The sequence below is a fragment of the Oleomonas cavernae genome, assembly GCF_003590945.1.
Classification (GTDB): domain Bacteria; phylum Pseudomonadota; class Alphaproteobacteria; order Zavarziniales; family Zavarziniaceae; genus Zavarzinia; species Zavarzinia cavernae.
Genome location: NZ_QYUK01000011.1, coordinates 3,232,699 through 3,257,545, shown reverse-complemented (window position 1 = coordinate 3,257,545; position 24,847 = coordinate 3,232,699). Strand labels below are relative to the sequence as shown.

Genomic DNA, 24,847 nt, shown 5'->3' with positions numbered 1-24,847 from the left:
CATCTCCTCAGAAGGCCCAGCACGAACAGCCCAGCGCGCCCCAGAACGAGGCTTCATCGGCTGCGGGCGCCGCCGTGGCCAGGACCGCGGCGTGGCCATGGCCATGGACCCCGCAAGCCTTGGCACAGCCGCAGGCGGCGGCAAAGGCCTGGGGCCGGCCGGGCTTGCCCGCCCGCTTCTGATAGCCGCCGTAGGGCCGCACCGGCGACCAGTCGGGCATGGGCGGGGGCAGGGCCGGGGCCAGGTCCTTGAACTCGCCGTCGCTGTAGACCGGCTCGCCGCCCAGCAGGGTCAGGACCGAGGTGATGTCCTGGATCTCGTCTTCGGGCACCGCGAAATAATCGTCCGACAGCACCGCCAGGTCGGCCAGTTGGCCCACCTTGATCTGGCCCTTCTTGGCCACTTCGGTCGAGAACCAGGTGTTCTCCAGGGTCCACAGGCGCAGCGCCGCCTCGCGGTCCAGCCGGTTGGCGGCGGGGTAGAGGGCAAGGCCGCCCAGGGTCTTGCCGGTCACCAGCCAGGATAGCGAGACCCAGGGGTTGTAGGAGGCGACGCGGGTCGCATCGGTACCGGCGCCGACCTTCACGCCGGCCTCGAGCATGCGCTTGATGGGGGGCGAGCGTTCCGCCGCCCGGTTGCCGTAGCGGGCGACGAAATCTTCGCCCTGGAACGCCATGCGGTGCTGCACGGCGATGCCGCCGCCCAGTTTCGCGATACGGTCGATATTGCGGTCGTCGATGGTCTCGGCATGGTCGAAGAACCAGTTCAGGCCGGCCAGCGGCACCTCCCGGTTCACCTTTTCGAAGATGTCCAGCGCGCGGGTGATGGTCTCGTTGTAGGTCGCGTGCAGGCGCCAGGGCCAGCGGTTTTGCGCCAGCAGGCGCACCACCGGCTCCAGCTCAGCTTCCATGGTGGGCGGCATGTCCGGCCGCTCGACCTTGAAATCCTCGAAATCGGCGGCGCTGTAGACCAGCATTTCGCCGGCACCGTTGTGGCGATAGGTGTCGTCGCCCTGGCCCGGCGTCACCTGGGTCGCCCAGGTCTTGAAATCCGCCAGCTCCGCCTTGGGCTTCTGGGTGAACAGGTTATAGGCCAGGCGCACGGTGAGCTGGCCCTGCGCGTGCAGTTCCTCGACGATCTTGTAATCGTCGGGATAATTCTGGAAACCGCCGCCGGCATCGATCACGCCGGTGACGCCCAGCCGGTTCACCTCGCGCATGAAGTGACGGGTGGAGTTCTTCTGGTATTCGGGCGGCAGCTTCGGCCCCTTGGCCAGGGTCGAATAGAGGATCGTGGCATTGGGCCTGGCCACCAGCAGGCCGGTCGGGTTGCCATTGGCATCGCGCACGATCTCGCCGCCCGGCGGGTTGGGCGTGTCCTTGGTATAGCCGACCACGCGCAGGGCGGCGGCGTTCAGCAGGGCGCGGTCGTAGAGGTGCAGGATGAACACCGGCGTGTCGGGGGCGATGGCGTTGAGCTCGTCCAGGGTCGGCAGGCGCTTTTCCGCGAACTGGTGCTGCGTAAAGCCGCCGACCACGCGCACCCATTGCGGCGCCGGCGTGCGGTCGACCTGTTCTTTGAGCATGCGCAGGGCGTCGGCCAGGGAGCGTACGCCGTCCCAGCGCAGTTCCATGTTGTAGTTCAGGCCGCCGCGGATGATGTGCATGTGGCTGTCGATCAGGCCGGGGATGACGCGCCGGCCCCTGAGGTCGATGACGCGCGTCTGCGGCCCGGCCAGGGCGCGGATCTCGCGCTCGTCGCCCACGGCGCTGAACTTGCCCCCGGTGATCGCGACCGCCTGCGGGTTGGGGTTTTCGGGGTCGAGCGTGGAGAAGCGCCCGTTCACCAGGATCAACGAGGGACTCATGCTGCTACCTTCCGCTCGAAGTGTGCCGGGCCTGGCCAGCATGGCGGCCCCGGCCAGGGTGGCAAGGCCCAGATCGCGCCGGGTGAGCCTGCTCACGCCGCGCCGTCCTTGGTGCCGGGCTTGGCCGGCAGTTCGCCGAAGACATGGGGCACGCAGTCCTGTTTCACCCAGGACAGGGTGATGGGCTGGCCGGCGATCAGCCTCTTGGCCACCGGCACCACCTGCTCGCCGACCAGAATCCCCAAGAGCCCGATCAGCGCGATCACCGGCGGCGCCGGTGATCGCACATTCATCAGGCCATAGATCACACCCACCAGGACACCGGCCCCCAGGGCAACGAGATAGAGCTTCATGGCGAAATCTCCCCTAGCGTCATCCCGGAAACGGCAAGGCCGTTTTCCGGGATCTCGGGACCAGTGGTTTCGATGCCTATTCGCCGGCTTCCGAGGCGTGCTCGCCCAGCATGGTCTTGGCATAGATGATGCCCAGGCCATAGGCGCCGCCCAGGCGCTTGGCGATGCCGGTGGTGAGGTCGTAGGTCTCGCCGCGGGCCCAGTCGCGCTGCAGTTCCAGCAAGTACTGGAGCGAGGTCATCGGCCGGGCGCCGGCCTGGATCATGCGTTCCATCGCGCGCTCGTGCGCCTCGGTCGAGACGTCGCCGCAGGCGTCGGCAATGACATAGACCTCGAAGCCCTGCTCGAGCGCCGACAGGGCGGGGCCGACGATGCAGACCGAGGTCCACAGCCCGGAAAGGACGATGCGGCCCTTGCCGATCTCGTTGACGCGCTCGATCACCTTGGCGTCTTCCCAGGTGTTCATCGAGGTGCGGTCGAGCATGGCCTGGCCCGGGAAGGCGGCGTGGATTTCGTCGAACATGGGGCCGGAGAAGGATTTTTCGGCCACCGTGGTCAGGATGGTCGAGACCTTGAAGCCGGCTGCCGCCTCGGCCACCAGGGCGGCGTTGTTGCGCAGCGACACGGCATCGATCGAGCGGGTCGCGAAAGACATCTGCGACTGGAAATCGATCATGATCAGGGTGTGATTGGTCGGGTCGACCAGGCCCTTGCCCGGAACGGGTTTCGCGTTCGTAACCATTTAGATATCTCCTTCGATGTCGGGCGCCGGGTATCGCCGCGGCGGGATGAAGTTAACGGCAAAGATGTGACACTAGGCAGGGCTATTTGCTTGCATCGGTGCAAGGTGACTTTGCAGGGTCCCCTCCAGCCGGTGCCGTTCCTTGCCGATCTCGGCTGACAGAAAATCGAGGAACAGGCGCACCCGGGCGGCGTGGCGCAGGTCGGGGTGGGTGAGCAGCCACAGGTCGGCGGCATAGGCGGCCTGCGGCGGGGCCAGGCGGGTCAGCCCCGGCCGGGTGTCGCCGATGAAACACGGTAGGTGGCCGATGCCCAGGCCCGCCTCCACCGCTTCGGCCACGCCCAGCACGCTGCTGACCTTGTAGGCGATCTTCTCGGGCGGGACGTGGTCGCGGACGAATTTCACCGCCTGCAGGCCGGTCAGGTTGTCGCCCAGCGACACCCAGGGGCGGTCGAACAGGGCCGCCTGGTCGATCTCGTCGGGATCGGGGAAATCGGCGGTGCGGCCGTACAGGGCCCAGGCGATGCGCGCGGCGCGGCGGCCGACCAGGTTGTCGGGCGGGGCGTCGGTGGCGCGGATGGCGACGTCGGCGTCGCGCTTCGACAGGTTCAGCGCCTCGTTGCTGAGCACGATATCCAGCCGCACGTCGGGGCACTGCCTGCGGAAGCGGGCGAACAGCGGGGTGAGCAGGTAGATCAGCAGCGAATCATTGGTGGTGACGCGCAATTCGCCGGCCGGCGTCACCTCGCGCCCCGCCAGCTTGCGGGTGAAGGTGGTGATGTCTTCGGACAGGCGCTCGGCCAGGGCGACCATCTCCTCGCCGGCCGGGGTGGGGGCATAGCCGGTGCGGTGCCGCTCGAACAGGACGGTGCCCAGGGCTTCCTCGATCTGGCCCAAGCGCCGGAACACCGTGGAATGGTTGACGCCCAATTGCAGGGCGGCGCGGGGCAGGCCGCGGGCATCGGCGATGGCTTTCACCAGGCGGAAATCGTCCCAGTCCAGGTTCTTGAAGAGGTCCCCGTTCATCGTCGCCATCCCCTTGCCGCATCGCTGATGGAGGCAGGGTGGACATTTCCCAAACGCAAGGCAAATTGATAAAAGGCAATTCCTGTATTGCAATTGTGCAATGGTCGAGATGTGAGCCCGGTCCCCCTGGTGAAAGGCCGGTCGCCGCAGTTAGGATGCCCGCGGAATTGCCCGGGCCAGGCCGGGTCCCGTTGCCAAAAACAGAAGCAGGAACGCCCCCAGATGAAGACCAAGATCACCGAAATGTTCGGCATTCAGCACCCCATCATCCAGGGGGGCATGCATTTCGTCGGCTTTGCCGAGCTGGCGGCGGCCGTGTCCAACGCGGGCGGCCTGGGCATCATCACCGGCCTGACCCAGCGCACCCCGGCGGACCTGGCGAACGAGATCGCCCGCTGCCGCGCGATGACCGACAAGCCCTTCGGCGTGAACCTGACCTTCCTGCCGGTGGTGACCGCGCCGGATTACCCGGGCTATGTGAAGGCGATCATCGACGGCGGCGTGAAGGCGGTCGAGACCGCGGGCAACAACCCGCAGAAATGGCTGCCGGCCCTGAAAGAGGCGGGCATCAAGGTCATCCACAAATGTACCTCGGTGCGTCACGCCCTGAAGGCCGAGGCGATCGGCTGCGACGCGGTCAGCGTCGACGGCTTCGAATGCGGCGGCCACCCGGGCGAGGATGACGTGCCCAACATGATCCTGCTGCCGCGCGCGGCCGACGAGTTGAAGATCCCCTTCGTCGCCTCGGGCGGCATGGCCGATGCCCGCAGCTTGGTCGCGGCCCTGGCCATGGGCGCCGACGGCATGAACATGGGCACCCGCTTCATCGCCACCAAGGAGGCGCCGGTGCACGAGAACGTGAAGCAGGCGATCGTCGCGGCTTCGGAGCTCGACACCCGCCTGGTCATGCGCCCCTTGCGCAATACCGAGCGCGTGCTGACCAACGAGGCGGTCGAACGCCTGCTGGACAAGGAGCGTGCCCTGGGCGCCGCCATCAAGTTCGAGGACATCATCGAGGAAGTGGCCGGCGTCTACCCCCGCATCATGCTGAAGGGCGAGATGCAGGCCGGGGCTTGGTCGTGCGGCATGGTCGCGGGCCTGATCAACGACATCCCGACCTGCAAGGAACTGATCGACCGCATCATGGCCGAGGCCGAGCAGCTCATCCGTGCCCGCCTGGAAGGCATGCTGGCGGCCTGAGGCAAAGCCTGACGGGCGGGGCGCCAAACCCCGTCCGTGGTAGAATCGATCATGCCATTGTTGCGGCCCCAAACGCCGGGGCCGCCGCCAACGAGAGCATTGAAATGTTGCCATTCGTCGACCCCGCCCAGCTTCATCCCTTCCACGGCCTCGACATCCGCAGCCTGGTCGATGCCCAGGCCGAGAGGCGCGGCACGCACCCCTTCCTGGTCTGGGCCCCGTTCGAGGGCGATGAGCAGACCTGGACCTATGGCGAGTTCCGCCGCCTGGCGCGGGCGCTGGGGGCTGGCCTCGCCGCGCGCGGGGCAAGGCCGGGCGACCGCATCCTGGTGCACCTCGACAATTGCCTGGAGGCGGCGCTGGCCTGGATCGGCTGCGCCTATGGCGGCTTTACCGCGGTGACCACCAACACCAAGTCGGCCGCGGGAGAACTCACCTATTTCGCCGATCATTGCCGGGTGGTCGGGGCGATCACCCAGCCGGCCTATGCCGAACTGGTGGGCGGTGCCTGCCCGGATTTGAAGTGGCTGTGCGTGACGCAGGGGGTGCCGTTCCGCGACAGCTTCGAGGCCCTGCTGGGCGATCCCAACCTGTTCCAGGCACGGCCCGTCGACCCCTTGGGCGAATTCAGCATCCAGTTCACCTCCGGCACCACCTCGCGGCCCAAGGCGGTGCTGTGGAGCCATGCCAATGCCCTGTGGGGTGCCCGCATCAATGCGGTGCACGAAGACCTGCGGGCGCAGGATGTGCACCTGGTCAGCCTGCCACTGTTCCACACCAATGCCCAGGCCTATTCGGTGCTCGCCGCGCTCTGGGCCGGCGCCACCGCGGTGATTACCCCGCGCTTCTCGGCCTCGCGCTTCTGGCCGACGGCGCTGCGCCATCGCTGCACCTGGGCCTCGATCATTCCCTTCTGCGAACGGGCGCTGGCCGAGCAGGAAGTGCCGTCCCGGCACCACTTCCGCCTGTGGGGCAGCGCCTATTGCGAGCCGCCGACGGATGCCCAGTTCGGGGTGAAGACCATCGGCTGGTGGGGCATGTCGGAAACCATCACCCACGGCATCGTCGGCACCCCGCACCAGCAGAACACGCCCTACACCATCGGGCGCCCGGCCCCGGAGTACGCCATCCATGTCGTGAACGACGACGGCCAACCGGTGCGGCCCGGCGAGACCGGCGACCTGCTGGTCGGCGGCATTCCGGGGATTAGCCTGTTCACCGGCTATCTGGGCGATGCGGTGGCGACGGCCGCCAGCTATGACGAGGCGGGGCGCTTCCGTACCGGCGACCGGGTCACCCTGGCCCCCGATGGCAGCCTGGTCTTCGCCGATCGCACCAAGGACATGCTGAAGGTCGGCGGCGAAAACGTCGCCGCGTCCGAGATCGAGCGGGTAATCATCCTGGTTCCCGGGGTGGGCGAGGCCGCGGTGGTGGCCAAGAAGCACCCGATGCTGGACGAGGTGCCCGTGGCCTTCGTCATCCCCAAGGGCGGGGCCGAGGCCGATCCCGGCCTGGCCGAGCGGATCCTGGCGGCCTGCCGGCACGAGCTTGCCACCTTCAAGGTTCCGGCCGAAGTGCGCCTCGTCGACGCGCTTCCCCGGTCGACCCTCGAGAAGGTGGCCAAGAACGAGCTGCGCAAGCTGCTGGGCTGATTGGCGCCGTCCCGGCGGCGGCGCGGGATGAGACGTCAGGGTTTGCATTCACGTCTGGACACTTTCCTTATCGTCATGACCGGGCTTGTCCCGGTCATCCACGTCGGGACGAGCCACCTCTGTTGACGGCATAGGCAGCTTGGCGACGTGGATGGCCGGGACTTCGCCCGGCCATGACGACAAGAGAGCGGTGCCGGATGTCGATTGGTCGCGCCGCCGCGGGAACGACGAGGAAGGTCGGCGCCGCATCGAGCGTAATTGAATAAATTACAATTTGAATTGATGCCCGAGTTTGAGAGGCGGTGGCGGGCAGCGACCGGGCGATCGCCGCCGCACCTGTTGGACGGGGTGCAATGCACCCCGTTCCATCACTTCTTGGCGGCTTTCTTGGCCGGGGCCTTCTTGGCGGCGGCCTTCGGCGCTGCCTTGGCGGCACCCTTGGCTGCCTTGGCCTTCTTGGCCGCGGGAGCCGCCGCCGCCAGCGTGGCTGCCTGCTTGAAGGTCAGGCGCGAGCTCGCCTTGATCTTGATCGCCGCCCCGGTCTGGGGATTGCGGCCGGCACGGGCGGGGCGCTTCTTCACTTCGAAGGTGCCCAGGCCCGGCAGGCGCAGCTTGTCGCCCTTGGCGGTCTTGGTGGCGATGAACTCGATGAGGCCGCGGATCGCCTTCTCGGCAACCTTGGGCTCGAGTTCGGTATGGGTCGCGTAGGCGGCGATCAGTTCCTTAAAGGTCAGCAATTGTCAGTCTCCCCTTCAGCTGATTTGAGGCGGACCCGGATTCGGCGCGGTTCCAGTTTCCTATATGACACCGACCACCGCGGAAGGACACAGATTTGCAATGATCCTGCCGCGAATTTGCCGGTTGATCAGTCGCGACGCGGCATTATCGATCGACGGGGGCTATTGCCCCCGCCGGTGCCGCGTCGACACTGGCGAAGAGCGAGATCCGAAGATTCAGAAATTCTCCCGCGCAAAGGCGCGGATGTCGTCGACCAGCAACGCCGGCTGCTCCATGGCGGCGAAGTGGCCGCCGCGGGGCATGTCGGTCCAGCGGGTGATGTTGTAGGACTTCTGCGCCAGGCTGCGGGGCGGCGGCGGGAAGCAGGGATCGGGGAAGGCGGCGATGCCGACCGGCACGGTCACCGGTGCGGGCAGGCCGCGCGGCGACTGTTCCGCCATGCCGCGGTACATCCAGGTCGAGGTCGCGAAGCTGCGGGTCACCAGATAGATCATGATGTTGGTCAGCAGCCGGTCGCGGGTGTAATGCGCCGAAAGATCCGGCGCGCCGTCGCCGTCGCGCGGCAGGTCGGACCAGGCGGCGAATTTCTCCAGGATCCAGGCGGCGACGCCCACCGGGCTGTCCATCATCGCGAAAGCCAAGGTCTGCGGCTTGGTCGCCTGGAGCTGGAAATAGGCGCCTTCCAGCATCAGGCTGAACTTCATGCGTTGCTCGAAGGCCTTTTCCTCCGGCGTCTCGGCCTTCGCCCCCTCGGCCCGGGTCAAGGCCATGTTGAGGTGCACGGCGGCGCAGGCGGGCGCGTGGTCGTAACCCAGCCAGGCCGACACGGCACTGCCCCAGTCGCCGCCCTGGGCGAGGTAGCGCTCGTAGCCCAGCACCTCCGTCATCAGCCGGTGGAACAGGCCGGCTACCACGCGCGGGCCGATCGGCTTGGCCGGCCGGCCGGAAAAGCCATAGCCGGGCAGCGACGGGGCGATCACGTCGAAGCCGTCGGCGGCCTCGCCGCCGAAGCGTTCGGGATGGGCCAGCGGTTCGATGATGTCGAGGAATTCGGCGACCGAGCCGGGCCAGCCGTGGCTGATGATCAGCGGGCGCGGCGCAGGCGCCGAACCGCGGACATGGATGAAATGAATGTCCAGCCCGTCGACCGTGGCCTTGAACTGCGGCAAGGCGTTCAGCGCCGCTTCCGACCGGCGCCAGTCGTATTCGCTCAGCCAATAGCGGGTGAAGTCGCGCAGATAGGCGATGCTGGTCCCGCTGTGCCAGTGGCCGGCATCGGGCAGGGCATCCCAGTCATAGGCGCGGACCCGGTCGAGAATCCCTTCGAGGGTCTTGTCGTCGACCGCGATGGTAAAGGGCCGGGCTTTGCTCATCGAAACGCTCCGCCCGTTGTGACCCTCAGTGCTGGCTGGCCGGCATCTTGACGGTGAGGCCCTCGAGCGCGTCGGTCACCTTGATCTGGCACGACAGGCGCGAGGTCGGTTCGACATTCTCGGCGAATTCCAACATCGAGGCCTCGAGCTCGTCGGGCTTGCCGGTCTTCTCGACCCAGGCGTCGTCGACATAGACATGGCAGGTGGCACAGGCGCAGGCGCCGCCGCAATCGGCATCGATGCCGGGGACGCTGTTTTTGACGGCGCCTTCCATCACGGAGAGCCCCACCTTCACGTCGATCTCGTGCTGGGTGCCGTTGTGCTCGACATAAATGATCTTGGTCATCGCTACTCTCTTATGTCGCGGCGATCAGGCTGCGACCTCTTTCATGGAAACGGTTGGATTGCGGAGCTTATCGATACTGACCGGCTTGCGCGAGCCGATCAGGTTCTTGCCCATCATGAATTCGGGCGGGGCATTGACCGCCTCGACCGCGACGATCACCCCGGCCTTCAGGTGGAACACGGCGAACTTCGCGTCTGCCGGGTTGCCGCGGATGACGATTTCCTCGACATCGAAGGGCAGGCCGGCGATCTGAAGCTTGAGGTCGAACTGGTCGGACCAGAACCACGGCACCTCCGGCGCCGGGGCCGCCTTGCCGGTGATGGCGCAGGCCGCCTGCTTGGCCTGCTCCAGCGCGTTGGGCACGCTTTCCAGCCGGTGCATGCGGTCGTAGAGCGGCAGGGGCCGCCGGGTGACGTCGCCGATGGCGAAGATCGCCGGATCGCTGGTGCGCGCGGCGAGGTCGACGACGATGCCGCCGTCGCAGGCAAGGCCCGCGGCGCGAGCCATCTCGTCATTGGGCACGGCGCCGACCCCGACCAGGGCGGCATCGCAGGGCAGCACCCGGCCGTCCGACAGGCGCACGCCGGTGACGTTGGTCTCGCCCTCGAAGGCCTCGACCCCGGCATCCAGCTCGAAGGTCACGCCGCGGGCGCTGTGGTAATCCTGGAAGAAGGCCGACAGGGGCTGGCAGGCGACACGCGCCAGCACCCGGGCCTCGCGCTCGATGATCACGGCTTCCGCGCCCAGCGCCCGGGCCGAGGCTGCGACCTCCAGGCCGATATAGCCGCCGCCGACGATCGCCAGGCGCTTGCCCGGGCCGAGGATGGCCTTGACCCGCTCGGCATCGGCGGCGTTACGCAGTTCCAGCATGTTGCCCAGGGTGGCGCCCGGGATCGGCAGCCGCCGCGCCCGGGCCCCCGTGGCCAGGATCAGGTGGTCATAGGCCACCGTGCCGCCGTCGCCCAGGGTGACCGTCCTGGCCGCCCGGTCGATCGCCACCGCCACGGCGGAGAGGCGCAGGTCGACATTGTGTTCGCTGTAATAGCTCTCGGGCTTCAGCATCAGGGCGTCGGCGTCAGCCTCGCCCTTCAACCAGGCCTTGGACAGGGGCGGGCGCTGATAGGGGGCGATCGGCTCTTCGCCGATCAGGGTGATTGCACCGGCAAAACCGTATTGCCTCAGGAACGCTGCCGCCGAACCGCCGGCATGACCGGCCCCGACAATGACAACGCGCGCACCAACCGCCCCGTCCGTCACCCGCTCACTCCCCTTCTACGCGGCTTACAGTTTCTCGAACTCTTTGCGCCGCGGACCCATATAGCCGAACAGATACGCCGCAACCTTGCGCATCTGGATTTCTTCCGCCCCTTCGGTGATCCGATAGCGGCGATGGTGGCGATATATATGCTCGAAGGGCTTGTGGCGGGAATAGCCGATTCCGCCATGAACCTGCATGGCGCGGTCCGCCGCCTCGCAAACCAGCCGGTTTGCCCAGTAATTGCACATCGATACCTTGTCCGACAGGCGGCGTTCAACCTCCGGTTTGGCCATCTGGTCCATCTCCCAGGCGGTCTTGCGGATCAGCAGGCGCAGCATTTCCACCTGAGTCGCAAGCTCCACCAGGGGAAACTGGATGCCCTGGTTCCTGGCCAGGGCTTCGCCGAAGGGTTTGCGGACCCTGGCATATTTGACGCTTTCCTCGATGCAGAAGCTGGCCGCCCCCAGGCTGGACGCCGCCTGGCGAATGCGGTTCTCATGAACAAAGTGCTGCGCCAGGGCCAGGCCGCCACCCGGCGGGCCGAACAGCGCATCCTCGGGCACCCAGACATCGGTGAAGCTGACCCTTGGATGGTCGGTTGGCATGTTGAAGGTCCACAGGTATTCCTCGATCTTCACGCCGGGCGTGGCCGAGGGCACCAGGAAGGCGCTGATCCCGGTGGCGTCGCCATCCTTGCCGGCGGTGCGCACGAAGGTCAGGCAGTGGGTCGCCACGTGCATGCCGGTGGTCCACATCTTCTCGCCATCGATGCGCCAGCCCGCCACCCCGTTGCGGCTTTCGGGCATGGCGCGGGTTTCCATGTGGGTGGCGTCGGAGCCGTGGTTGGGCTCGGTCAGGCCAAAGGCGATGCGGTGGGTCTCGTTCAGCATGCCCTGGGTGAATTCGGCCTGCTGTGCGGCCGTGCCGAAGTCGCGCAGCATCAGGACGAAGGGATTGTTGGCGACGATCGCGTGCTCGTTCTGCAGGTCGCAGTGCAGGCCCAGGCCCTTGGCAGCCAGGTGTTCGCGGATCACCGCCATCCACAGGTTCGAACCGTCCTTGCCGCCGAACTCCTTGGGCAGGCCGAAGCGCAGGTGCCCGGCAGCATCGGCCTTGCGGCGCACCCGGCCCAGCAGCGCCTCCCACTCGTGGGCCGGCAGACCGCCGTTTTCCCAGTCGGTCCGGGCCCATTCGCGGCGGTGGTCGAAGAAGCGGATGTTGTCGTCCTCCGCCTCCATCGGCTTGATCTCGGTCTCGATGAATTTATCGAGTTCCGCCAGATAGGCGACGAGGGCGGGCGGCAGATTGAAATCCATGATCACTTCTTCCCCAGGGCGCGTCGGTAGCTCGAGTATTTGGGCTGGTCTACCGCCAGCTTCTCGATCGCGGTTGCCCGCAGATGGTCGATCAGGCCCGGCGTTTCCAGGCCGATCTCGCCCGCGGCAATGCGCTGGCCGAGTGTCTGGTTGAGGTCTTCCAGCGTGCCCGTCTCGCCCAGCAGGGCCGACAGGCGCGCGGCCTCGGCCGCATCGCTGGCCGGGCTCAAGACCAATTCGCGGCCGACCAGTTCCAGCGCGTTCATCGAGACGCGCAGGTCGAAGGCGGCACGGCCGGACAGCAGGGGCAGGATGGTCTCGCGCAGGAAGGCGTTCACGGTGGCGACGATGGCGGCGGCGTCGGGCTTGTCCTGCATCAGTCGTTCCCCGTCATCAGGTCGATCAGGTCCAGTTCGGTTTCCGAGGTCCGCCGGCCGATCACGGCGCGTTCGATCGAGGGATCGTCGCCGCGGCTGAAGCGGTTGGTGCTGTCGGCGCAGATGATGCCCCAGCGCAAGGTGCCCACGGCCTGCCAGAAGCGGACACGGGCGGGATCGACGGTGCCGCCCGCGGCCTCATAGGCCGCAAACAGATCCTCCCGGTTGCCGAAGCCGCCGACCGGCTTGTCGATCTCGCCAAAGCGCCAGGAATTGACGCAGATCCAACCCAGGTCTTCCATCGGGTCGCCCTGGTGGGCCAGTTCCCAGTCCAGCACGGCGCGGATACCGTCGGCGCCGATGATCAGGTTGCCATTGCGGAAATCGCCGTGGACCAGGGTCGGGTGCGGCACTGTGGCCGGGCAGCGATCCTGCAGCCAGCGCAGCGCCAGGTCGAAGACCGGCCGCACCCAGCCCCCGGCCCGGTGCGCGGCGGCCAGATCGTCGACCTGGCTCCGGGCGGTCGTTGCTTTCAGGTCGACAATCCCTGAGGTGTCGATGCGATGGATCGCCGCCATCGTGGTGCCGCACTGGCGCGCCAGGTCGGGGCGGACGGCATCCAGGGCCGGGTCGCGCAGGATCTTCTGGCCAAGCGTTTCGCCGGCGACGAAGCCCATGATGAAGCCCTTGCCCAGGCCATCCTCGGGCACCAGGACATGGCGCACGCGGGGCGAGGGGACGCCGGCGGCACCTGCCCGCTGCATCAGGATCGCCTCGGTTTCGAGGTCGATGCTCATCTCTGATTTCCAGGTGGCGCTGGGTGCGCGGCGCAGGATGAAGCGCTCGCCGCCGCTGGTCTCGAAGGCCCAGGTTTCCTGGCTGGCCCCGCCTGAAAGGCGCCGCACAGCACAAACGCCCGTGGCCCCTGCGGCAAGGCGCGGGGCAAGGGCGGCAAGGGCCGCTTCAACGCCCGGCACCGCCGGCGCGGCGGTAACTTCCATCCTGGTTTCTCCCCATCCGGGGCTTGCTCGCCCGCTATTAATGCAATATTTAAAACAGCAGACAAAAGACCGCAAGGGATAGCGGGCAAATAAGAGGCGGGCGCGAACGCGCCCTAGGAGGAGAGATCGCCATGACCCAAGCCGACGTGCGTATTCCGGCCGAAATCGCCGCTCACCTGGTCGATCCCGTTGTCTACGGCAGCGACAAGCTCCACGAAACCTATACCTGGCTGCGCGCCAACAACCCCTTCGGCCTGGCCGAGCCGGAAGGCTTCGATCCCTTCTGGGTGGTGACCAAGCACGCCGACATCCTGGACATCAGCCGGCAGAACGAGTTGTTCCGCAGTGGCGAGCGGCAGACCACGATCATCGACAAGAAGGGCGATGCCTTCGTGCGCAAGCTGACCGGCGGCAGCCCACACCTGGTGCGCTCGCTGGTCCAGATGGACAGCCCCGACCACATCAAGTACCGCCTGCTGACCCAGAGCTGGTTCATGCCGCCCAACCTGAAGAAGGTGGAAGACCGGGTGCGCACCATCGCCAAGGGCGCGGTGCAGAAATTCCTGGCGACCGGGGGACCTGCGATTTCGTTGCCGACGTGGCCCTGGGCTATCCCCTCCACGTGGTCATGGACATCCTGGGCGTGCCGCCCCAGGACGAGGACCGTATGCTGCGCCTGACCCAGGAACTGTTCGGCGCCTCCGACCCCGAGCAGCAGCGCATGATGGTCGACATGATGGATCCCGAGCAGGTCGTCATGATGATGCAGGCGACCCTCGGCGACTTTCAGGACTATTTCCGCCAGATCAGCGAGGACCGCCGTATCAACCCCAAGGACGACCTCGCCACCGTGCTGGCCAATGCCAGGATCGACGGCGCGCCGATCTCGGATTTCGAGGCGATGAGCTATTACATCATCGTCGCGACCGCCGGCCACGACACCACCTCGTCCTCGACCGCGGGCGCGATCTGGGCCCTGGCCGAAAACCCGGCGGAACTGGCCCGGGTGAAGGCCGACCCGTCGCTGATCCCCGGCCTTGTCGACGAGGCGATCCGCTGGACCACGCCGGTCAAGACCTTCATGCGCTCGGCCAAGGAGGATACCGAGATCGGCGGCCGCAAGATCGCCAAGGATGACTGGCTGATGCTCTGCTATGCCTCGGGCAACCGCGACGAGGACGTGTTCGAGGATCCCTTCGTCTTCCGCAGCGACCGCAAGCCCAACAAGCACCTGGCCTTCGGCTATGGCGCGCATCTGTGCCTGGGCCAGCACCTGGCCAAGATGGAGATGCGCATCCTGTTCGAGGAACTGCTGCCCCACATCGAAACCCTGGAACTGGCGGGCGCGCCCAAGATCTCGCAGGCGGCCTTCGTCAACGGCCCCAAGGTGCTGCCCATCCGCTTCAAGGCAGCCTGATTTTAAAGAGGCGTTTAAAGCGCGATTGACTCCAGGTCGACCGCGCGATTAAACGGTTCGAGTGACAAAACAAAACGGAGGAAGTCATGGGTGAGGCCTATATCGTCGCCGCGGCGCGCACCGCCGGCGGGCGCAAGGGCGGCCGGGTTTCCGGCTGGCATCCGGCCGACCTGGGCGGCGAAATCCTGAACGCCCTGCTCGACCGGACCGGCGCCGATCCCGCCATCGTCGACGACGTCATCATGGGCTGCGTCACCCAGGCCGGGCAACAGGGCTTCAACGTCGCGCGCAACGCGGTGCTGGCCTCGCGCCTGCCCGAAAGCGTGCCGGCCACCTCGGTCGACCGCCAGTGCGGCTCGTCCCAGCAGGCCCTGCACTTCGCCGCCCAGGCGGTGATGTCGGGCACCATGGACGTGGTCATCGCCTCGGGCGTCGAGAGCATGAGCCGGGTGCCCATGGGCCTGTCCACTGCCCTGCCGGCCAAGAACGGCTTCGGTATCCCGAAGAGCCCTCGTGTCGAGGAGCGTTACCCCGGCGTCGAATTCAGCCAGTTCACCGGCGCCGAGATGATCGCGGTGAAATACGGCCTGTCGAAGGACGAGCTGGACCTCTTCGGCTACGACAGCCAGGTCAAGGCCGCGGCGGCGACCAAGGCCGGCGCCTTCGACCAGGAGATCGTGGCGATCGAGGTGACGCTGGCCGACGGGACCACGGCGATCCACAAGGTCGACGAGGGTATCCGCTTCGACGCCAGCCTCGATGCCATTCGCAACGTCAAGCTGATCGCCGATGGCGGCCGCCTCACCGCCGCCACCTCCAGCCAGATCTGCGACGGCGCCTCGGGCGTCATGGTGGTGAACGAGCGCGGCCTGAAGGCCCTGGGCGTGGCCCCGCTGGCCCGGGTCCATCACATAAGCGTGCTCGGCGCCGATCCGGTGATCATGCTGGAAGCGCCGATCCCGGCCACCAAGCGTGCCCTGGACCGCGCCGGCATGAAGATCGATGACATCGACCTCTACGAGGTCAACGAGGCTTTTGCCTCGGTCCCGATGGCCTGGCTGAAGGAGACGGGGGCCGATCCCGCGCGCCTGAACGTGAACGGCGGCGCCATCGCCCTGGGCCATCCCCTGGGCGGCTCGGGTACCAAGCTGATGTCGACCCTGATCCATGCCTTGGCGGCGCGGGGCAAGCGCTACGGCCTGCAGACCATGTGCGAAGGCGGCGGCCTCGCCAACGTCACCATCATCGAACGTCTCTGATTACAGACTTCCAAGCAAGGTAGAAAAAAATGAAGCTCGATTCTTCCGTTTCCGCCGTCATCACCGGCGGCGCTTCCGGCCTGGGCGCGGCGACGGCTCGCGCGCTGGCGGCCCAGGGTGTCAAGGTCGCGATCTTCGACATGAACGAGACCAAGGGCGAGGAAATCGCCCAGGAACTGGGCGGCGTGTTCTGCAAGGTCAACGTGACCTCGGACGCCGATGTCGACGCCGGCTTCGCCAAGGCGCGCGCGGCCATCGGCCAGGAGCGCATCCTGGTCAATTGCGCCGGCACCGGCAACGCCATCAAGACGGTCAGCCGCGACAAGGAAACCGGCAAGGGCAAGCACTTCCCGCTCGATGCCTTCAACATGATCATCCAGATCAACCTGGTCGGCACCTTCCGCTGCATCGCCAAGTCGGCCCAGGGCATGCTGGACCTGCCGCCGCTGGAATACGGCGAGCGTGGCGCCATCGTGAACACGGCCTCGGTCGCGGCCGAGGACGGCCAGATGGGCCAGGCCGCCTATTCGGCGTCCAAGGGCGGCGTCGTCGGCATGACCCTGCCGATCGCCCGCGACCTGATGAGCGAGGGCATCCGCGTCAACACCATCCTGCCCGGCATCTTCAACACGCCGCTGCTGCAGGCCGCCCCCGACAACGTCAAGGCAGCGCTCGCCGCCTCGGTGCCCTTCCCCAAGCGCCTGGGCGCGCCGGAAGAATATGCCCAGCTCGCCCTGACCATGATCACCAATGGTTACTTCAACGGCGAGGACGTCCGCCTGGACGGCGCCATTCGCATGGCGCCGCGCTAGAGCATGGCCTCTCTTTCGTCATTCCGGCGCAGGCCGGAATCCATGGTGCCGCCAGGGGCGATATCTGGCGTTGCACGACCATGGATCCCGGCCTGCGCCGGGATGACGAAGGATATGGCGCTGCCGCCATGCCCATGAACGACGAACACTCCACCCGGGGCGACGACACGCGCGAGCGCATCAAGCTTGCCGCCCGGCGCCTGTTTGCCCAGCGCGGCTTCGCCGAGGTAACGGTGCGCGACATCGTCGATGCCGCCGGGCAGAAGAACGGCGGCTCGCTGCACTATTATTTCGGCACCAAGGAAGCGCTGATCCGCGAACTGGTGCTGGACGGTTCGCAGGCGATCAACGACGAACGCACCCGCCGGCTCGACGCGATCGAGGCGGCGGGCGGTCCCACCGCGTTGCGCGAGATCGTTCATCTGGTGGTCGATCCGGTGATCGGTGCCGCGCCCAAGGACGAGTTCAGCGTCTCCTTCGCCGTGCGCCTGACCGTCGACCACTACGACATGCTGCTCGAGTCGATGGATGCCCGCCGGCGCGACAGCTCCTATCGCCGCTGCGTCGAGCATATCCACCGCTTCGTGCCGGCGCTGCCGCGCAAGCTGCTGGACCAGCGCATCAAGCTGATGACGCTCTATGTCCTGGCCGCGGTCTCCTCCCGCGAGGGGGCGGAAGGCGGCCGCAACGACTGGGCCGAGCTGTGGAACGATCCGGCGGCTCTGGCCAATCTTCTCGACACGGTGGAGGGCATGCTGTGCCAGCCGCCCTCGCCTGATGCGCTGCGCTTGACCAAGGGGGCCAGTAAGAAGCCATGAGCGACCTGATCTCGATCACCATGGATGGCGGCGTCGCCGATGTCCGCCTGACCCGGCCCGACAAGATGAACGCCTTGAGCGACGGCATGTTCAAGGCCCTGATCGAAACCGGCGACGCGCTGGCGGCCGATACCAGTGTGCGGGCCGTGGTCCTGTCGGGCACCGGCCGCGCCTTCTGCGCCGGGCTGGACCTGGGCAATTTCGCCGGCATGGCCGGCGGTGGCCCGCACAAGGTGGCGGGCGCCACCTTGGAGGAGCGCACACACGGTATTTCCAACGGGCCGCAGCACGCGGTGATGGTCTGGCGCCAGATCCCGGTGCCGGTGATCGCCGCCGTCCACGGCGTCGCCTTCGGCGGCGGCTTCCAGCTCTGCCTGGGCGCCGACATCCGCTACATCGCACCCGACACCCGCCTGTCGATCATGGAAGCCAAGTGGGGCTTGGTGCCCGACATGGCGGGCATGGTCCTGCTGCGCGGCCTGCTGCGCGACGATGTCATGCGCGAACTGATCTACACCGGCCGCATCTTCTCGGGCGAGGAGGCCAAGGGCCTGGGCATCGCCACCAAGGTCTGCGCCGATCCGCTGGCCGATGCCCTGGTCCTCGCCCGCGAGATCGCCGGCAAGAGCCCGGACGCCGTGCGCGCGGCCAAGCGCCTGTGCAACCAGGCAGGCGCCCTGGACGATGCCGCCCTGCTGCTGGCCGAATCGATCGAGCAGGCGGCCCTGATCGGCTCGCCCAACCAGATCGAGGCGGTGATGGCCAATCTGGAGAAGCGGGCGCCCAACTTCGCCGATCCCGCCGCCTGACGTCGCGGCCCCTTGATGACGCGGGGGCATTCTGTTCGTATGCTCGTGTCATCAAAGGTTCAGGAATCAACGTGTCCGCCGCGCCCCGCAGCCGCAAGAAAGCCTCCCCCGACCGACCGGAAACCCGCGAACAGCTCCTGCTGGCCGCCAGTGCCCTGATGACCGAACGCAACACCGTCGACGTGCCGGTGGGCGAGGTGGCGGCGCGGGCCGGGGTGAATGCAGCCCTGGTGAACTATTATTTCCGCACCAAGACCGGGCTGTGGCTGGAACTGGTGCGGCGCGATGCGCAGGTGGCGCTGGGCGAACTCGACCGGCTGATGGCGCTGGACCTGCCCCCGCCGAGAAGCTGCGCCGGCACATCGCCGGCATGATCAAGACCTTCTTCCGCTTCCCCTACCTGCACCGCCTGCTGCGCGAGTTGCTGCGTGACGCCGATACGCGCAATGCCCGCGAGCTGAACGAGTTCTTCACCAAGCCGGTGCTGGACGCCCAGATCGCCATGATCCAGGCCGGGGTGGAACGGGGCGACCTGCGCCCGATCGACCCCATGGTGTTCTATTTCGCCGTCAACGGCGTCTGCGATCACCTCTTTGCCGACGCCAATGCCATGAAGGGCCTGTTCGGCATCAAGCGGCTGGACGAGGCGACCTGCGCCCGCTACGCCGAGCAGGCGGCCGACCTGCTGATGAACGGCTTTCGCAACCGGAGCGACCAAGAGCCCTCTCCGCCCTTTAGGGGGGAGAGGGTTGGGTGAGGTGGGTCGACGGCGTAAAGCTCGTCTTGTCCCGCCGACCACCTCACCCTCCCCATCGCTGACGCGACGGGTCCCCTCCCTCTCCCCCGCAAGCGGCGGAGAGGGAAATCCAATGGCAACCTGTAGCGAGTAGCACCATGGCCATCCATTTCGAACCGGCGGAATTCGCCGCCCGCCAGGCCGCTGTCGTCGCCCGGCTGAACGAACGCGGCCTCGACGGCCTGCTGATGTTCCGCCAGGAATCCATGTATTACCTGACGGGTTACGACACCTTCGGTTATGTCTATTTCCAGTGCCTGGTGCTGGGCGCCGATGGCCGCCTGACCCTGCTCACCCGCCTGCCCGACAAGCGCCAGGCCGAAATGACCTCGGTCATCCCCGACATCCGCATCTGGGAAGATCGCGAAGGGGCGACGCCCGCCGTGATGCTGCGCGACCTCCTCGCCGAGCAGGGTTTTGCCGGCAAGCGCCTGGGCGTCGAATACGAGGCCTACGGCCTGACCGCCCGTTCAGGGTTACAATTGGCCGCGGCGCTCGACGGTTTCTGCACGCTGAGCGACGAATCGAACCTGGTCAGCGAGTTCCGCCTGGTGAAGAGCCCGGCCGAACTGGTCTATGTCCGGCGGGCCGCGGAACTGGCCGACCTGGCGCTCGACAAGGCCAATACCATGGCGGTGCCCGGCGCCGACGAGGGCCATATCCTGGCCGCCATGCAGGGCGCGATCTTCGAGGGCGGCGGGGATTATCCCGGCAACGAGTTCATCATCGGCTCCGGCCCCGAAGCCCTGCTGGTGCGCTATCACGCCGGCCGGCGCAAGCTCGATGCCCAAGACCAGCTCACCGTCGAATTCGCCGGCACCTACCGCCACTACCACGCCTGCCTGATGCGCACGATCCGCGTCGGCGCCGTGCCCCAGCGTGCCCGCGAGATGCACAAGGTGGCGGTCGATGCCATGGCCGCCTGCCTGGAGACCCTGCGCCCCGGCCGCACCATGGGCGAGGTCTTCGATGCCCATGCGAAGGCGATGGACGCCGGCGGCATGGCCGCCCACCGCATGAATGCCTGCGGTTACAGCATGGGCACCACCTTCTCGCCCAACTGGATGGACTGGCCGATGTTCTTCACCGGCAACCCGGTGGTGATCCAACCCGGCATGGTCTTCTTCCTGCACATGATCACGCTCGATGTCGATGCCGGCCTGGCCATGATGCCGGGCCAGACGGCGCTGGTGACGGCGGCCGGGTGCGAGGTGCTGTCGAAGCGGTCGCTGGACCTGGTGGCGAATTAGGCTGGCGGGGTGCGTCCTTCGAGACGGCCCTTCGGGCCTCCTCAGGATGAGGAGAGTCTTTTTTGGCTTGAAGATTGGGCTATTAAAAACCTCCTCATCCTGAGGAGCCACCGCAGGTGGCGTCTCGAAGGACGCACTCTGCTCATGCAGGTCCCCCGCGTTGGGCCAACCTGGGCAAGGCATTGAAATCACCTTCGATCAGCGCCAGCTTCTTGGCCCGGCTCCAGCCCTTGACCTGCCGCTCCCGGGCGATCGCATCTTGGATGCTACTGAACTCTTGCGCAAAGCGCAGCAGCACTGGCCGCCTCGTCGCCGTATAGCCGCCAAAGGCGCCGGCATTGTGTGCAGTGACCCGCTGCTCCAACTCGCCACGAGTCGAGCCCACATACAAGCTGCCGTCACTGCATTCAAGGATATAGACCCAGGCGCTCATGACGCCGATCTTGCCATACAGCCCCCCTGTTGGCACCGCGCGCTCCTCCGCCTATGGTCGCTGCCCTAACCGATTCTTGGACAGGCATGCCATGGCCGCGCAAAACGACCGTATCGCCCGCATCATCGCCGCGGAAATCGCGGCCAAGCCCGCGCAAGTCCTGGCGGCTGTGGCACTGCTCGACGAGGGCGCGACCGTGCCCTTCATCGCGCGCTACCGCAAAGAGGCCACCGATGGGTTGGACGATACCCAGTTGCGCAATCTGGAGGAGCGGCTGGTCTACCTGCGCGAATTGGAGGCGCGGCGGGCTAGCGTGCTCGAGTCGATCCGCACCCAGGGCAAGCTGACCGACGACCTCGCCGCCAAGATCGAGGCGGTGGCGACCAAGGCCGAACTCGAGGACATCTACCTGCCCTATAAGACCAAGCGCCGCACCAAGGCGGAAATCGCCCGCGAGCGCGGCCTGGGGCCGCTGGCCGACACGATCCTGGACGACCGCCGCGTGGTGCCGGCCGAACTGGCGGCGAGCTTCATCACGGCGGAAGTGCCCGACGTGAAGGCGGCGCTGGAGGGCGCCCGCGACATCCTGGTGGAGCGCATGGCCGAGAATGCCGATCTGGTCGGCCGCTTGCGCAACTACATGAAGGAACACGCCTTCCTGCACTCGCGCCTGGCCGAGGGCAAGGCCGAGGCGGGGGCGAAGTTCTCCGACTATTTCGACCATGTGGAACGCTGGGCGAGCGTGCCCAGCCACCGGGCGCTGGCCATGCTGCGCGGCCGCAACGAGGAATTCCTGTCGCTCGACATCGAACTCGACGTGGACGACACCTCGCCCATCAAGCCGGCGGAGCGCATGGTCGCCAACACCTACAATGTCGGCACCAGCGGCATGGCCGATGCCTGGCTGCTGGAGGTGGCGCGCTGGGCCTGGCGGGTGAAGCTGTCGCTGCACCTCTCGATCGACCTCATGTCGCAGATGCGCGAGCGCTCGGAGGAGGAGGCGATCCACGTCTTCGCCCGTAACCTCAAGGATCTGCTGCTGGCCGCCCCGGCCGGCTCGCGCGCGACCATGGGGCTCGATCCCGGCATCCGCACCGGTGTCAAGGTCGCCGTGGTCGACGGCACCGGCAAGCTCCTGGAAACCTCGACCGTCTACCCATTCCAGCCGCGTAACGATCTGCGTGGCGCCATGGCCGAGTTGGGCCGCCTGATCATGAAGCACAAGGTCGAGCTGGTCGCCATCGGCAACGGTACGGCCAGCCGCGAGACCGACCGCCTGGCGGCCGAGCTGATCGGCGACCTGCCGGCCGGCAACAAGCCGATCAAGGTGGTGGTCAGCGAGGCCGGCGCCTCGGTCTATTCGGCCTCCGCCACCGCGGCCGCCGAGATGCCGGACCTGGACGTCTCCCTGCGCGGTGCGGTATCGATCGCCCGGCGCCTGCAGGACCCGCTGGCGGAGTTGGTGAAGATCGAGCCCAAGTCGATCGGCGTCGGCCAGTACCAGCACGATGTCGACCAGTTCCGCCTGGCGCGCAGCCTGGATGCGGTGGTCGAGGATGCGGTGAACGCGGTCGGCGTCGATCTCAACATGGCCTCCGCCCCGCTGCTCGCCCGGGTCTCGGGGCTGGGCACGTCACTGGCGGAGGCGATCGTCGCCCACCGTAATGCCAACGGTCCCTTCAGGACGCGCAAGCAGTTGCTCGAGGTTTCGCGCCTCGGCCCCAAGACCTTCGAGCTGTGCGCCGGCTTCATGCGTATTTCGGGCGGGGAGGAGCCGCTCGACGCGTCCTCGGTCCACCCGGAGGCTTACGGCCTCGCCAAGCGCATCGTCGCCGCCTGCGGCCGCGATGTGCGCAGCTTGATGGGCGACGCGAAGACGCTGAAATCCCTCGACCCGGCGGATTTCGTCGATGCCCGCTTCGGCCTGCCGACGGTGCGCGACATTCTGGCCGAATTCGAGAAGCCGGGCCGCGACCCGCGCCCGGAATTCAAAACCGCGACCTTCGCCGACGGCGTCGATGAAATCTCGGACTTGAAGCCCGGCATGGTGCTGGAAGGCACGGTCACCAACGTCGCCAATTTCGGTGCTTTCGTCGACATCGGCGTGCATCAGGACGGCCTGGTGCATGTAAGCCAACTGGCCGACCGCTTCATCAAGGATCCCAGCGAGGTGGTGAAGGCCGGCGATGTGGTCACCGTGCGCGTGGTCGAGGTCGACGTGAAGCGCAAGCGCATCGCGCTGACCATGCGCAAGGGCGAGAGCACCCCGCGCCGGGATGATGCCAAGCAGGCCCCGCGCAACGAACCCCGCCGCGGCCCCCGCCGCCCCAGCGCGACCGCCCGGCCCAGCAGGGCAGCTTTGGTGCCGCCCTGGCCGAGGCCTTCAAGCGGAAGTAATCTTTGGCGTCATCCAGGCGAAAGCCGGGATACACTGTCGTGAAAGACTGGAGCCCAACCGAGCCTGCCATCACAGTGGATCCTCGCCTGCGCCGGAATGACGCTGCGGTGGATGTCGAAGGATGCACGGCATTACTGCCGCATAGCCCTCTCCGCCACGCGGTGTAGAGGGGGTTTCAGAACGCCAGCAGATTGTCGCGCAGCAGTTTGTGGCTGTATTCCGTTCTCACCAGCCCGCGCCGCTGCAACGCCGGCACCAGGCCGTCCGCCACCTCGGTGATCATGCGGCGGTTGACCCCTAGGTGCGGGCTGGTGATCAGGAAGCCGTCGCCGCCGATCTCCTCCATGACCGCGGCCATCTGGTCGGCCACCGTCTCGGGCGTGCCGACCAGTTCGACCGAGGAGACCAGGCCGCCCGAGGCTTCGTCGACCAGGGCGCGTAGGGTCTTGCCCGTGCCCCATTGCTGGAAGGCGTCGAGCGTGCCTTGTTCGCCGTTGGTCACCAGGCGCCCGGGCAGGGGTTCGTCGAGCGGGTATTTCTTGAAGTCGATGTCGGTGATGGCCGAGATCAGGGTCAGGTTCTTGTGGATGAAGTTGGGGTCGGCGACCATGCGGTCGTACTTGGCCCTGGCCTCGTCGTCGGTATCGGCCAGGACCGGGGCGATCAGGTACAGCACCTTGATATCGTCAGGGTTACGACCCAGCGCCACCGCGCGGGCACGCACGTCGTCGCGGTATTCCTTCATGGCTTTCAGGCCAGGTGCCACCGAGACGATGGCATCGGCATGCTGGGCGGCGAAGTCGCGGCCTTTGGGGCTGCCGCCAGCCTGGACGCGGGTGGGAACCCCTTGCGGCGAGCGCACGCAGTTGAGCGGCCCGCGCGACTTGAAGAACTTGCCCTCGAAATGGATCGGCTTGACCTTGGTGAAGTCGGCGAAGGTCGCCGTCTCGCGGTCGCGGATCACCGTGTCAGGCTCCCACGAATTCCACAACTGGTAGACCAGGTCCATGTATTCGTGCGCCATCTCGTAGCGCAGCTCGCGCGGCGGCAGCCTGTCCAGGCCGAAGTTCTGGGCGGCCGCGTTCTCGGCGCTGGTCACGATGTTCCAGCCGAAGCGCCCGCCGGCGATCGAATCGATGCTGGAGCACAGGCGGGCCAGCAGGAACGGCGGATAGCCCAAGGTGGACAGGGTGGCGACCACGCCGATGTTGCTGGTCGTGCCGCCGATCAGGGCGGCCAGGGGGGCCGGGTCCTGCTTGGGCGTCATGCCCATGGCGTGCTTCAGGTAGGCCTCCGCCGTGCCACCGTAGGATTCGGAAATCGCCAGCTTGTCCTCGAACATGATGAAGTCGAAGCAGGCGCGCTCCAGCGCCTGGGCCATTTCGACATAGAACTTGCCGTCCCAGGGCTCGCCGCCGTTGGAGAAGGGGCCGAGCCATTCGTCGGCACAGAAATTGGTGAACCAGCCCAGGTGAAACTTCTTCGGCATCGCGTGTCCCCAGATCAATCAACGGTACAGGGACCAAGCGTGGCAGGGGTGCGCCGCAGCACAAAGGGCGGGGCTGCCATGGTGCTCGATTCGACAAATCTTTGTGCCGGGATCGAC

Annotated in this window: 25 protein-coding genes; 12 read left to right on the top strand and 13 right to left on the bottom strand. The window is 66.9% G+C overall.

Going from position 1 to position 24,847, the window contains the following annotated elements:
• Positions 1–7: 7 nt before the first annotated feature.
• From D3874_RS19585 to D3874_RS19570, 4 genes are all read right to left on the bottom strand, one after another.
• Complete coding sequence (locus tag D3874_RS19585) at positions 8–1,963, bottom strand: amidohydrolase (protein WP_233560048.1); 1,956 nt, start codon at positions 1,961–1,963, stop codon at positions 8–10.
• On the bottom strand, positions 1,960–2,220 hold the full coding sequence (locus D3874_RS19580; RefSeq protein WP_119779906.1) for a XapX domain-containing protein: 261 nt from the start codon (positions 2,218–2,220) through the stop codon (positions 1,960–1,962). The genes D3874_RS19585 and D3874_RS19580 overlap by 4 nt, the downstream gene beginning before the upstream one ends.
• Before the next feature lie 76 nt (positions 2,221–2,296).
• The gene (locus D3874_RS19575) at positions 2,297–2,962 is read right to left on the bottom strand and encodes a hydrolase (RefSeq protein ID WP_119779904.1); all 666 of its coding nucleotides are present in this window, start codon (positions 2,960–2,962) and stop codon (positions 2,297–2,299) included.
• Between the two features lie 72 nt (positions 2,963–3,034).
• Positions 3,035–3,988, bottom strand: a complete 954-nt coding sequence (locus D3874_RS19570) for a LysR family transcriptional regulator (protein ID WP_119782393.1) — start codon at positions 3,986–3,988, stop codon at positions 3,035–3,037.
• A gap of 222 nt (positions 3,989–4,210) precedes the next feature.
• Here D3874_RS19570 and D3874_RS19565 point away from each other — a divergent pair, with 222 nt between their 5' ends.
• Together D3874_RS19565 and D3874_RS19560 are read left to right on the top strand one after the other, a co-directional pair.
• A complete protein-coding gene (locus D3874_RS19565) occupies positions 4,211–5,188 on the top strand; it encodes an NAD(P)H-dependent flavin oxidoreductase (RefSeq protein WP_119779902.1) in 978 nt (325 codons plus the stop codon).
• Between the two features lie 104 nt (positions 5,189–5,292).
• Positions 5,293–6,840 (top strand): AMP-binding protein, encoded by a 1,548-nt coding sequence (locus D3874_RS19560; RefSeq protein ID WP_119779900.1) that lies wholly within the window; start codon positions 5,293–5,295, stop codon positions 6,838–6,840.
• A gap of 368 nt (positions 6,841–7,208) precedes the next feature.
• On the opposite strand, the gene D3874_RS19555 is transcribed toward D3874_RS19560, so the two are convergent.
• From D3874_RS19555 to D3874_RS19525, 7 genes are all read right to left on the bottom strand, one after another.
• Positions 7,209–7,577, bottom strand: a complete 369-nt coding sequence (locus D3874_RS19555; RefSeq protein WP_274380598.1) for an HU family DNA-binding protein — start codon at positions 7,575–7,577, stop codon at positions 7,209–7,211.
• Between the two features lie 216 nt (positions 7,578–7,793).
• A complete protein-coding gene (locus tag D3874_RS19550; RefSeq protein ID WP_119779897.1) occupies positions 7,794–8,951 on the bottom strand; it encodes an epoxide hydrolase family protein in 1,158 nt (385 codons plus the stop codon).
• A 25-nt stretch (positions 8,952–8,976) separates the two neighbouring features.
• Positions 8,977–9,297: a 2Fe-2S iron-sulfur cluster-binding protein gene (locus tag D3874_RS19545; RefSeq protein WP_119779895.1), complete on the bottom strand. Its 321-nt coding sequence runs from the start codon at positions 9,295–9,297 to the stop codon at positions 8,977–8,979.
• A 24-nt stretch (positions 9,298–9,321) separates the two neighbouring features.
• Entirely contained in the window at positions 9,322–10,554 is a 1,233-nt protein-coding gene (locus D3874_RS19540; RefSeq protein ID WP_119779892.1) for an NAD(P)/FAD-dependent oxidoreductase, read from the bottom strand.
• A 24-nt stretch (positions 10,555–10,578) separates the two neighbouring features.
• The gene (locus D3874_RS19535; RefSeq protein WP_199699168.1) at positions 10,579–11,871 is read right to left on the bottom strand and encodes an acyl-CoA dehydrogenase family protein; all 1,293 of its coding nucleotides are present in this window, start codon (positions 11,869–11,871) and stop codon (positions 10,579–10,581) included.
• A gap of 2 nt (positions 11,872–11,873) precedes the next feature.
• Entirely contained in the window at positions 11,874–12,248 is a 375-nt protein-coding gene (locus tag D3874_RS19530; protein WP_119779887.1) for a DUF6285 domain-containing protein, read from the bottom strand.
• Positions 12,248–13,249, bottom strand: a complete 1,002-nt coding sequence (locus D3874_RS19525) for a phosphotransferase family protein (RefSeq protein ID WP_119779884.1) — start codon at positions 13,247–13,249, stop codon at positions 12,248–12,250. The genes D3874_RS19530 and D3874_RS19525 overlap by 1 nt, the downstream gene beginning before the upstream one ends.
• 131 nt (positions 13,250–13,380) lie before the next feature.
• On the opposite strand from D3874_RS19525, the gene D3874_RS29510 reads away from it, so the two are divergent.
• The 9 genes from D3874_RS29510 (at position 13,381) to D3874_RS19485 (ending at position 20,410) form a co-directional block, all read left to right on the top strand.
• Entirely contained in the window at positions 13,381–13,929 is a 549-nt protein-coding gene (locus D3874_RS29510; protein ID WP_199699167.1) for a cytochrome P450 family protein, read from the top strand.
• On the top strand, positions 13,848–14,666 hold the full coding sequence (locus tag D3874_RS29505) for a cytochrome P450 (protein ID WP_199699166.1): 819 nt from the start codon (positions 13,848–13,850) through the stop codon (positions 14,664–14,666). Before D3874_RS29510 ends, D3874_RS29505 begins: the two co-directional genes overlap by 82 nt.
• 86 nt (positions 14,667–14,752) lie before the next feature.
• A complete protein-coding gene (locus D3874_RS19515) occupies positions 14,753–15,925 on the top strand; it encodes an acetyl-CoA C-acetyltransferase (protein WP_119779882.1) in 1,173 nt (390 codons plus the stop codon).
• A 29-nt stretch (positions 15,926–15,954) separates the two neighbouring features.
• A complete protein-coding gene (locus D3874_RS19510) occupies positions 15,955–16,737 on the top strand; it encodes an SDR family NAD(P)-dependent oxidoreductase (protein ID WP_119779880.1) in 783 nt (260 codons plus the stop codon).
• Between the two features lie 134 nt (positions 16,738–16,871).
• A complete protein-coding gene (locus tag D3874_RS19505) occupies positions 16,872–17,555 on the top strand; it encodes a TetR/AcrR family transcriptional regulator (protein WP_158596113.1) in 684 nt (227 codons plus the stop codon).
• Positions 17,552–18,364 carry a crotonase/enoyl-CoA hydratase family protein gene (locus D3874_RS19500; protein ID WP_119779875.1) on the top strand — a complete coding sequence of 271 codons (813 nt, stop codon included), beginning with the start codon at positions 17,552–17,554 and terminating at the stop codon, positions 18,362–18,364. The genes D3874_RS19505 and D3874_RS19500 overlap by 4 nt, the downstream gene beginning before the upstream one ends.
• 71 nt (positions 18,365–18,435) lie before the next feature.
• Complete coding sequence (locus tag D3874_RS19495) at positions 18,436–18,738, top strand: TetR/AcrR family transcriptional regulator (RefSeq protein ID WP_119779872.1); 303 nt, start codon at positions 18,436–18,438, stop codon at positions 18,736–18,738.
• A complete protein-coding gene (locus D3874_RS19490; protein WP_119779870.1) occupies positions 18,735–19,121 on the top strand; it encodes a hypothetical protein in 387 nt (128 codons plus the stop codon). The genes D3874_RS19495 and D3874_RS19490 overlap by 4 nt, the downstream gene beginning before the upstream one ends.
• Positions 19,122–19,258: 137 nt before the next feature.
• Positions 19,259–20,410, top strand: coding sequence for a M24 family metallopeptidase (locus D3874_RS19485; RefSeq protein ID WP_119779867.1), 1,152 nt, complete (start codon positions 19,259–19,261; stop codon positions 20,408–20,410).
• A 142-nt stretch (positions 20,411–20,552) separates the two neighbouring features.
• Here the strand turns inward: D3874_RS19485 and D3874_RS19480 are convergent, their stop codons facing one another.
• Positions 20,553–20,843: a GIY-YIG nuclease family protein gene (locus D3874_RS19480; RefSeq protein ID WP_119779864.1), complete on the bottom strand. Its 291-nt coding sequence runs from the start codon at positions 20,841–20,843 to the stop codon at positions 20,553–20,555.
• A 91-nt stretch (positions 20,844–20,934) separates the two neighbouring features.
• On the opposite strand from D3874_RS19480, the gene D3874_RS19475 reads away from it, so the two are divergent.
• The gene (locus tag D3874_RS19475; RefSeq protein WP_199699165.1) at positions 20,935–23,283 is read left to right on the top strand and encodes a Tex family protein; all 2,349 of its coding nucleotides are present in this window, start codon (positions 20,935–20,937) and stop codon (positions 23,281–23,283) included.
• Between the two features lie 133 nt (positions 23,284–23,416).
• Here D3874_RS19475 and D3874_RS19470 read toward each other — a convergent pair whose 3' ends face one another.
• Entirely contained in the window at positions 23,417–24,730 is a 1,314-nt protein-coding gene (locus D3874_RS19470; RefSeq protein WP_119779861.1) for an NtaA/DmoA family FMN-dependent monooxygenase, read from the bottom strand.
• Positions 24,731–24,847 lie beyond the last annotated feature (117 nt).

What these genes read in the sequence shown, in the direction of transcription:
- D3874_RS19480 (WP_119779864.1), bottom strand. Translation starts at nt 20,843, where the DNA reads ATGAGCGCCTGGGTCTATATCCTTGAATGCAGTGACGGCAGCTTGTAT.
- D3874_RS19525 (WP_119779884.1), bottom strand. Translation starts at nt 13,249, where the DNA reads ATGGAAGTTACCGCCGCGCCGGCGGTGCCGGGCGTTGAAGCGGCCCTT.
- D3874_RS19490 (WP_119779870.1), top strand. Translation starts at nt 18,735, where the DNA reads ATGATCAAGACCTTCTTCCGCTTCCCCTACCTGCACCGCCTGCTGCGC.
- D3874_RS19535 (WP_199699168.1), bottom strand. Translation starts at nt 11,871, where the DNA reads ATGGATTTCAATCTGCCGCCCGCCCTCGTCGCCTATCTGGCGGAACTC.
- D3874_RS19475 (WP_199699165.1), top strand. Translation starts at nt 20,935, where the DNA reads ATGGCCGCGCAAAACGACCGTATCGCCCGCATCATCGCCGCGGAAATC.
- D3874_RS19545 (WP_119779895.1), bottom strand. Translation starts at nt 9,297, where the DNA reads ATGACCAAGATCATTTATGTCGAGCACAACGGCACCCAGCACGAGATC.
- D3874_RS19505 (WP_158596113.1), top strand. Translation starts at nt 16,872, where the DNA reads ATGAACGACGAACACTCCACCCGGGGCGACGACACGCGCGAGCGCATC.
- D3874_RS19500 (WP_119779875.1), top strand. Translation starts at nt 17,552, where the DNA reads ATGAGCGACCTGATCTCGATCACCATGGATGGCGGCGTCGCCGATGTC.
- D3874_RS19575 (WP_119779904.1), bottom strand. Translation starts at nt 2,962, where the DNA reads ATGGTTACGAACGCGAAACCCGTTCCGGGCAAGGGCCTGGTCGACCCG.
- D3874_RS19530 (WP_119779887.1), bottom strand. Translation starts at nt 12,248, where the DNA reads ATGCAGGACAAGCCCGACGCCGCCGCCATCGTCGCCACCGTGAACGCC.
- D3874_RS19470 (WP_119779861.1), bottom strand. Translation starts at nt 24,730, where the DNA reads ATGCCGAAGAAGTTTCACCTGGGCTGGTTCACCAATTTCTGTGCCGAC.
- D3874_RS19550 (WP_119779897.1), bottom strand. Translation starts at nt 8,951, where the DNA reads ATGAGCAAAGCCCGGCCCTTTACCATCGCGGTCGACGACAAGACCCTC.
- D3874_RS19570 (WP_119782393.1), bottom strand. Translation starts at nt 3,988, where the DNA reads ATGAACGGGGACCTCTTCAAGAACCTGGACTGGGACGATTTCCGCCTG.
- D3874_RS29510 (WP_199699167.1), top strand. Translation starts at nt 13,381, where the DNA reads ATGACCCAAGCCGACGTGCGTATTCCGGCCGAAATCGCCGCTCACCTG.
- D3874_RS19565 (WP_119779902.1), top strand. Translation starts at nt 4,211, where the DNA reads ATGAAGACCAAGATCACCGAAATGTTCGGCATTCAGCACCCCATCATC.
- D3874_RS19510 (WP_119779880.1), top strand. Translation starts at nt 15,955, where the DNA reads ATGAAGCTCGATTCTTCCGTTTCCGCCGTCATCACCGGCGGCGCTTCC.
- D3874_RS19580 (WP_119779906.1), bottom strand. Translation starts at nt 2,220, where the DNA reads ATGAAGCTCTATCTCGTTGCCCTGGGGGCCGGTGTCCTGGTGGGTGTG.
- D3874_RS19515 (WP_119779882.1), top strand. Translation starts at nt 14,753, where the DNA reads ATGGGTGAGGCCTATATCGTCGCCGCGGCGCGCACCGCCGGCGGGCGC.
- D3874_RS19560 (WP_119779900.1), top strand. Translation starts at nt 5,293, where the DNA reads ATGTTGCCATTCGTCGACCCCGCCCAGCTTCATCCCTTCCACGGCCTC.
- D3874_RS19485 (WP_119779867.1), top strand. Translation starts at nt 19,259, where the DNA reads ATGGCCATCCATTTCGAACCGGCGGAATTCGCCGCCCGCCAGGCCGCT.